Annotated in this window: 8 protein-coding genes; 2 read left to right on the forward strand and 6 right to left on the reverse strand. The window is 65.6% G+C overall.

All coding sequences use genetic code 11. The features are described from left to right. Positions 1–27: 27 nt before the first annotated feature. Positions 28–1608, reverse strand: coding sequence for a M28 family peptidase (locus Q0082_RS18030; protein WP_298194995.1), 1581 nt, complete (start codon positions 1606–1608; stop codon positions 28–30). A gap of 179 nt (positions 1609–1787) precedes the next feature. Here Q0082_RS18030 and Q0082_RS18035 point away from each other — a divergent pair, with 179 nt between their 5' ends. Together Q0082_RS18035 and Q0082_RS18040 are read left to right on the forward strand one after the other, a co-directional pair. Beyond that, a complete protein-coding gene (locus Q0082_RS18035) occupies positions 1788–2666 on the forward strand; it encodes a neutral zinc metallopeptidase (RefSeq protein WP_298194996.1) in 879 nt (292 codons plus the stop codon). Between the two features lie 37 nt (positions 2667–2703). Beyond that, positions 2704–3327 (forward strand): hypothetical protein, encoded by a 624-nt coding sequence (locus Q0082_RS18040; RefSeq protein ID WP_298194997.1) that lies wholly within the window; start codon positions 2704–2706, stop codon positions 3325–3327. A gap of 4 nt (positions 3328–3331) precedes the next feature. On the opposite strand, the gene Q0082_RS18045 is transcribed toward Q0082_RS18040, so the two are convergent. The 5 genes from Q0082_RS18045 to sdhC form a co-directional block, all read right to left on the reverse strand. Then, on the reverse strand, positions 3332–3751 hold the full coding sequence (locus tag Q0082_RS18045) for a hypothetical protein (protein WP_298194998.1): 420 nt from the start codon (positions 3749–3751) through the stop codon (positions 3332–3334). A gap of 122 nt (positions 3752–3873) precedes the next feature. After that, positions 3874–4242: a cupin domain-containing protein gene (locus tag Q0082_RS18050; RefSeq protein WP_298194999.1), complete on the reverse strand. Its 369-nt coding sequence runs from the start codon at positions 4240–4242 to the stop codon at positions 3874–3876. Between the two features lie 32 nt (positions 4243–4274). After that, complete coding sequence (gene sdhA / locus Q0082_RS18055) at positions 4275–6101, reverse strand: succinate dehydrogenase flavoprotein subunit (RefSeq protein WP_298195000.1); 1827 nt, start codon at positions 6099–6101, stop codon at positions 4275–4277. Between the two features lie 3 nt (positions 6102–6104). Further along, entirely contained in the window at positions 6105–6488 is a 384-nt protein-coding gene (gene sdhD, locus Q0082_RS18060; RefSeq protein ID WP_298195001.1) for a succinate dehydrogenase, hydrophobic membrane anchor protein, read from the reverse strand. A gap of 46 nt (positions 6489–6534) precedes the next feature. After that, a complete protein-coding gene (gene sdhC / locus Q0082_RS18065) occupies positions 6535–6960 on the reverse strand; it encodes a succinate dehydrogenase, cytochrome b556 subunit (protein ID WP_298195002.1) in 426 nt (141 codons plus the stop codon). Positions 6961–6984 lie beyond the last annotated feature (24 nt).

Raw genomic sequence — 6984 nt, forward strand, 5'->3', positions numbered from 1 at the left:
CCGGGCGGTTTAGGCTAGCCCTGCACCCTACTTTGCACCGGCGGCCGACCCGCCGCCCGGCCAAGCCTTGGTATCGGCGAAAAAGCGCACCAGTTCAGCCTGGATGAGCACGTCGTCGACCATCCCGCCATAGACCACACGCGCCGCTTCGTCGGCTGGGCGGTGATAGACATTGTCCATGAAGGCCTCGAGCCGCACTGGGTCCGAATAGCTGGTGCTGACCATGACCGAGGGGACATCGTGCTGTATCAGCGCCCAACTGTCCTGCCGCCTCGCAAAGGCATTGGCGCCATCGCCGGACGCGAGCTTGCGCTTCATCGTCTTGAGCACCTTGGCGATCCCGGCATCGAGCGGCGTCATCCCCTGCCCCACCACGCTGACCGGCAGACCGGCCGGGACAAGCCCGGTGCTGTCCACGTTGAACGCTGCGACCACACTCCCCAGCGGCAGCGGCGGGTTCTCGGCGAAGGCCTGCGCGCCCAGCAGGCCGAGTTCCTCGCCCGTGGTCGCAACGAGATAGACATCGCGGTCCAGCGGCTTGCCGGCGGAAAGCTGCCGCGCGACTTCGGTGATCACGGCAAGACCTGAGGCATTATCCACCGCGCCGGGGCAGATCTGCTTCTCGGCGGGCGGCGCCGCGCATTTGCCGAAGTGGTCCCAGTGCGCCATCAGTACGACCGCGCCTGTGCCCGGCCTGCGCCCTTCGAGCTTGCCGATCAGGTTGTGCGTCTTGATCCGCGTCTCGCGGTTGGTCGCTTCGAACGATCCCGCAATGCCGAGTGCCTTTGCGCTGAAGCCGGGCGCGGCACCCGCCGCATGAAGGCTGGCCAGATCAGGCGCTCCCGAGGCAGCCAGCACCTGCCGCGCGGTTTCGGCCGAGAGGAACACCTCGATATCGCCGCCAAGGCGTTCGCCCGAAAGCGCATATCCTGCACGGCGGCGGCGAGCCATGACGTCTTCAAGCGAGCGTTCGCCATCAAGCACCGTCAGCACAGCAGCAGCGCCGCTTTCGAGGAGTTTGCCAGCGCGGTCGACCGGACGCGGAGCAGCGCCGATCACGCCCGGCTTCGCCGGCTCGGGCGGCGGGGCTTCGCTGTCGAGGATCACTGCAACGCGCCCCGCCAATTCGATGCGGGCGCCTTCCCCGCCAAGGTTCCCGCCGACATAGACGAGCGGCGCATTCTCGATCAGGCTGCGCAGGCCTGAGGTGACGACGAACGCGCCGCCCTCCGCCACCGGCACTCGGCGCTTGCCATGAAAGAACTGCGCGCGCGATCCCTGCGGCTCGCGCTCGACCAGCTCGACGGGCGCAAACCACGAATTGCCGGGATCATTGGTTCCTGATTCCAGCCCGATATCGAACCACTGCCGCGCGAGATAGCGCAAGGTGAGCGTCTCGCCCGGCGTACCGGGCTCGCGGCCACCATACTCCTCGCTCGCAAGCGTGGTCACGTGCTGGCGCAGCTGCGCCTCGATCTGCTGCAGCTGGCGCTTGGTGGGGGCGGCAGCGTGGGTGGAAAGCGGCCAGAGCGCAAGCGCCGCGAGGCCTAGCGCGGCCAATCGCCTGAGCCGCCAATGCCGGATGTGGACATGGGTAGAGTTGATCATGGCAATCGGCTCACCCACAACGACTCATCGCTATCCCCGAACGGCCTAACGTCACGCTCTTGCTGGCAAAACCGCGGGACCTGCGCAAGTTTCCTCTGCAACCGGCCCTGCTGCGGTTTCCCGCTTGCGGATCAGCCCACCTTGCGGGCAATCGGGTGTGAGGAACAGGAGACTAGGCGATGCGGCTCGATGATTTCGACAGTTCGATCAATGTCGAGGACCAGCGCGGCGGCGGCGGGTTCCGCGGGCCGGGCGGCAAGATCGGCTGCGGCAGCCTGATCATCGCGCTTGTCGGCGCGCTGGTGTTCGGGATCAATCCGTTGCAAACGCTGGGCGCACTGCAGAACATGCAAGGCTCGGCACCCCCTCAGGCCCTGCCCGGAAAGCCGGGCAGCCTTGCAGAAAGTTGCACAGTCAACGCCTTCAGCCGCGAGAGCTGCAATGCACTTGCCTCACTCAACAAGACGTGGGAGCCGCTGTTCCAGAAGGCCGGCATCGCCTTCACCGCGCCCAAGCTGGTGTTCTATTCGCGCGATGGGCAATCGGGCTGCGGTGCGGCGCAGAGCGCGATGGGCCCGTTCTACTGTCCGGCGGACCAGGGCATCTACATCGACACCGATTTCTACAACGAGATGGAGCGGCAGATGCAGGCCGGCGGCGATTTTGCGCGGGCTTACGTGATGGCGCACGAATATGGCCACCACGTGCAGAACCTTGTCGGTACCTCGGATCAGGTCAACGAAGCGCAGCGTCGCAATCCGCCGATGGCCAACCGGCTCTCGGTCAAGCTCGAGCTGCAGGCCGATTGCTATGCAGGCGTCTGGGCCGCGCGCAACAAGGACAAGATCGAGCCGGGCGATATCGAGGAAGGGCTCACCGCCGCGCACCAGATCGGCGATGATGCGCTCATGGCTTCGGCCGGACGAACGCCAGTAGAAGCCGCCTTCACCCACGGCAGCAGCGCTCAGCGCATGGCGTGGCTGCGCAAGGGCCTGGAAACTGGCAACGAGGACGCCTGCGACACGTTCAGCACAGGGACATCGCCGGGAACCCAATAGCGGCTCAGCCATTATCATGGCGAACCGGGGAAAATCCATGAAGCATTGCCAACTTGCCATCGCTCTCCTGTGCGGGGCGGCTGCAACGCCGGCCGCGGCGCAAACCGTCGTCGCGCCTCAGAATGTGACGGCCGGCGACGTCGTGGCGACGCCGCTAGACAATCTCAACCTCCGCAAGGAGGATATTCCGCCGATCCTGATCGCCGCGCGCGAGGATACCTACAATCTTGCCGGGCTGCGCACCTGCCGAGCGATCGGCGCCGAGGTGGTCCAGCTCGATCAGGTCCTCGGGCCCGATATCGATGTCGCGATCGACAAGACGCGCGACGAGAAGCGCGGCAATACCATGGGCCAGGTGGCCAAATCGGTGATCGGCTCGTTCATCCCCTTTGGCGGCGTGATCCGCGAAGTGACAGGCGCGGCTGGCCGGGAGCGGCAATGGCAGGTGGCGCTCTACGCCGGTGCAAGCCGGCGCGCCTTCCTCAAGGGCTATGGTCAGGCACGGGGATGCCGTTATCCGGCCCGCGCGGCGACCGCGGCGCAGGCAGCTGCGATTCAGGCGGCTGCAATCGAGGCGGCCGGGGCAAGCAGCAGTGCACCTCCCCCGCCAGAGACGAAGGCAAGCCCACGCAAGCGCACCAAGGCGCGCCGGCACCGCTAAGCTGTCAGTCGCGCTCGCGCGGCAACGCGTTGGCCACGTCCCGCTCTGCCTTGTCCAGCGCGGCGAGCGCCTGCGCACGGGCAGCGGGAGGCATGTTCCTCTCGCGCAGGATCTCTTTGCGCGCTTCAGCGATTTCCATGCGCGCCTCCGCGATGCTTTCGCGGGCCTCGGCCATGCCCGCACGCGCTTCCGCCATACCTTCGGCAACCTCGCGGTCGATCTCAGCGCGGTCCACAAAGGGAGCGTCCGGCGGCGTCGGTGCTGCGGGGGGAGCGGGAGGCGCAGGGGGAGCAGGAGGCGCGGGGGGCGCAGGCGGTTGCGGCGGGCTGACGTTGCTCTCTGCCGAGGCTTGTGCGGCGGCCATGCCGCCTATCATCAGCAGCGCAGCGCCTGCTGTCAGCGCGGTCCATTTGCGAAAAGGCATCGGGCAGATCCTTCCGGGATTTTTTTGATCACTACCCCAGCTCTGCCCTGCCCATGCATCCGCGTCCGCTGCGCTTCGTCAAACGACTGACAGGAACCTGACGAACAGCGGGTTTCATCCCGTCAGGGTTTGGGCTCGACGATCAGATAGACTCCGGTGGTCTTGCCAATATTCAGCCCCTCGTGCCAATCGAACCCGTCGCTCCACCAGCTGTCACCCGCCTTGAGCTTGCGCACGACAGTGCCGCTGGCGGTGGTGATACGCATCGTCGAGCCCCTGAGGATATATCCCCAATGCGGCGCATGGCGGTGGCGCTCATGCCCCCATCCCGGCGGAAATGTGCAGCGCAAGACGCGCATGCGCTCATTGTCCTTGAGCACCGCGCAGACCTTCCTGCCCTTCCAGCCCGCTTGCAAGGGATCGGGATAGGCGGTGGCCTGTGGCGGCGGAATGGCAATGGCCGGGCCTGCCATGAAGGCAAACCCGGCCATCAAAAGCCCCAGTCCGCGAAAAGCGGGCACGCTCAGTACACGCGCTTCTTCGGCTTGATGTACTCGACGTCGTCGGTGAGCGTATATTCGTGCACCGGGCGGTAATCGAGCTTCACGCCGCCGCCCTTGCCACCCCAGCCATCGAACCAGCTGACGGTGTGCTTCATCCATTCACCATCGTTGCGATCGGGGAAGTCCTCGTGCGCATGGGCGCCGCGGCTTTCCTTGCGGTTCGAGGCCGAATGCATGGTCACCGAAGCCTGCGCGATCAGGTTGTCGAGCTCGAGCGTCTCGATGAGATCGGAGTTCCAGATCAGCGAGCGGTCCGAAACCTTGACGTCCGCCATGCGCTCGTACGTCGCGGCGAGCTTGGTCTTGCCTTCGGACATCAGCTCGTCGGTGCGGAACACCGCGGCATGCGCCGACATCGTGCGCTGCATCTCGATGCGCACCTGTGCCGTGGGCGAGCCGCCATTGGCGTGGCGGAACGTGTCGATGCGGGTGAGCGCCATGTCGGCGCTGTCCTTCGGCAGGGCCTTGTGCGCCGAGCCGGGCTTGATGATTTGCTTGAGGCGGAGACCAGTGGCGCGGCCGAACACGACAAGGTCGATCAGTGAGTTCGAGCCAAGGCGGTTCGCACCGTGGACCGAAACGCAGGCCGCCTCACCCACCGCGAAGAGACCGGGGACGACGGTTTCCGGATTGCCGTCCGGTCCGATCGTCACGACTTCGCCGTGGTAGTTACAGGGGATGCCGCCCATGTTGTAGTGCACCGTCGGCACAACCGGGAGCGGCTGGCGGGTGAGATCAACGCCCGCGAAGATCTTGCCGCTCTCGGTGATGCCAGGCAGGCGTTCGGCCAGCACCTTTGCATCAATGTGATCGAGGTGAAGGTAGATGTGGTCCTTGTGCGGGCCGACGCCGCGGCCTTCGCGGATCTCCAGCGCCATCGATCGGCTGACAACGTCGCGGCTGGCAAGGTCCTTGGCGGACGGTGCATAGCGCTCCATGAAGCGCTCGCCTTCGGAGTTCGTGAGGTAACCGCCCTCGCCGCGCGCGCCCTCAGTGATGAGCACGCCCGCGCCGTAGATGCCGGTCGGGTGGAACTGGACGAACTCCATGTCCTGCAGCGGGAGCCCTGCGCGCAGCACCATGCCGCCGCCGTCACCGGTGCAGGTGTGCGCCGAAGTCGCTGTGAAATAGCAGCGACCGTAGCCGCCCGTAGCCAGCACCACGGCATGGCTGCGGAAGCGGTGGATCGAGCCATCGTCCATGCACATGGCGATGACGCCGCGGCATTCGGGCACGCCGTTTGCGCCGGGCTCCATGATGAGGTCGATCGCGAAGTATTCGATGAAGAAGTCCGCATCGTACTTCAGGCTCTGCTGATAGAGCGCGTGGAGCATGGCATGACCGGTGCGGTCTGCCGCCGCGCAAGTGCGCTGGACGGGCGGGCCTTCGCCCATGTTCTGCATGTGGCCGCCGAATGGGCGCTGGTAGATCGTGCCTTCGGCATTGCGGCTGAACGGCACGCCAGCGTGCTCCAGTTCGTAGACCGCAGCCGGCGCCTCACGAACCATGTACTCGATTGCGTCCTGATCGCCGAGCCAGTCAGATCCCTTGACGGTATCGTACATGTGCCAGGTCCAGTGGTCCGGGCTATTGTTGCCGAGGCTCGCGGCAATGCCGCCCTGCGCCGCTACGGTGTGCGAGCGCGTCGGGAAGACCTTGGTGATGCAGGCGGTGCGCAGACCGGCCTGGGCCGAACCCATCGTGGCGCGCAGGCCCGAACCGCCGGCACCGACGACGACAGTGTCGTAGGTGTGGTCGATGATTTTGTAGGCAGGATTGGAAGCCATGGCTCAAGCGCCCCCGAGAGCGATGCGGACGACCGAGACGATACCGAAGGCAGCGCCCGCGAACGGCACGATGTTGACGAGAAGCCAGGCCGCGATCTTGCCGCCCTCTTCGTGGATGTAGTCTTCCAGCATGACCTGCACGCCGAGGCGCGCGTGCTGGAAGGTGTTGATCATGATCAGGATCAGCGCAGTCGCTGGCAGCGGCTTGGCCGCCCAGGCATGGACAGTCGCGTAGTCATGCGAGGGCATGAGAGCGAGGCTGACCATCAGGAACGGGATCAGCACCAGATTGCCGACCGCCGTCAGCCGCGACGACAGGAAGTGGTGCGTGCCGTGGTGGCTGGAGCCGAGGCCGCGCACGCGGCCGATGGATGTACCGTTACCCATGAGATGTCCTTGAAAGGGTATGGATCGCAGGATCGGGTGGGAAGGATCAGTGCAGCAGCACGAAGGCCCAGAAGACGCTGGTGGCGGCAACCGAAAACAGGATGGTCAGCGAAGACCAGCGCGCATTCGCTTCGAGTTCATAGCCCGCGCCGATATCGAGCACAAAGTGGCGGATGCCGGTAGCCATGTGCTGGAAGAACGCCCAGGTGAGGCCAACCAGCAAGACCTTGCCGAGCAGCGCCGTCGCACTCTGGAAACCGCCCGCCGGAGCAAGCCAGACCCAGTCGAGGAACGTCTGATAGCTCTCCGGGCCGCCAGCCAGCGCGCCGACCCACCACAGCAGCAGGCCGAGGCCGGCGAAAGCAAGGCCATTGCCGGTGATGCGGTGCAGGATCGAGACCAGCATGGCCGGACCCCAGCGCCAGATTTCGAGATGCGGCGATAGTGGCCTCTTGCCGGGCGCCTGCGCCATAGAACCCCCTAAAATAATTGGTCA

This window comes from Novosphingobium sp., from assembly GCF_027489515.1.
Classification (GTDB): Bacteria; Pseudomonadota; Alphaproteobacteria; order Sphingomonadales; family Sphingomonadaceae; genus Novosphingobium.

Excerpts from the sequence above, each read along its gene's own strand:
- Q0082_RS18035 (WP_298194996.1), top strand. The coding sequence starts at position 1,788 with ATGCGGCTCGATGATTTCGACAGTTCGATCAATGTCGAGGACCAGCGC.
- sdhC (WP_298195002.1), bottom strand. The coding sequence starts at position 6,960 with ATGGCGCAGGCGCCCGGCAAGAGGCCACTATCGCCGCATCTCGAAATC.
- Q0082_RS18040 (WP_298194997.1), top strand. The coding sequence starts at position 2,704 with ATGAAGCATTGCCAACTTGCCATCGCTCTCCTGTGCGGGGCGGCTGCA.
- sdhD (WP_298195001.1), bottom strand. The coding sequence starts at position 6,488 with ATGGGTAACGGTACATCCATCGGCCGCGTGCGCGGCCTCGGCTCCAGC.
- sdhA (WP_298195000.1), bottom strand. The coding sequence starts at position 6,101 with ATGGCTTCCAATCCTGCCTACAAAATCATCGACCACACCTACGACACT.
- Q0082_RS18050 (WP_298194999.1), bottom strand. The coding sequence starts at position 4,242 with ATGGCCGGGTTTGCCTTCATGGCAGGCCCGGCCATTGCCATTCCGCCG.
- Q0082_RS18045 (WP_298194998.1), bottom strand. The coding sequence starts at position 3,751 with ATGCCTTTTCGCAAATGGACCGCGCTGACAGCAGGCGCTGCGCTGCTG.
- Q0082_RS18030 (WP_298194995.1), bottom strand. The coding sequence starts at position 1,608 with ATGATCAACTCTACCCATGTCCACATCCGGCATTGGCGGCTCAGGCGA.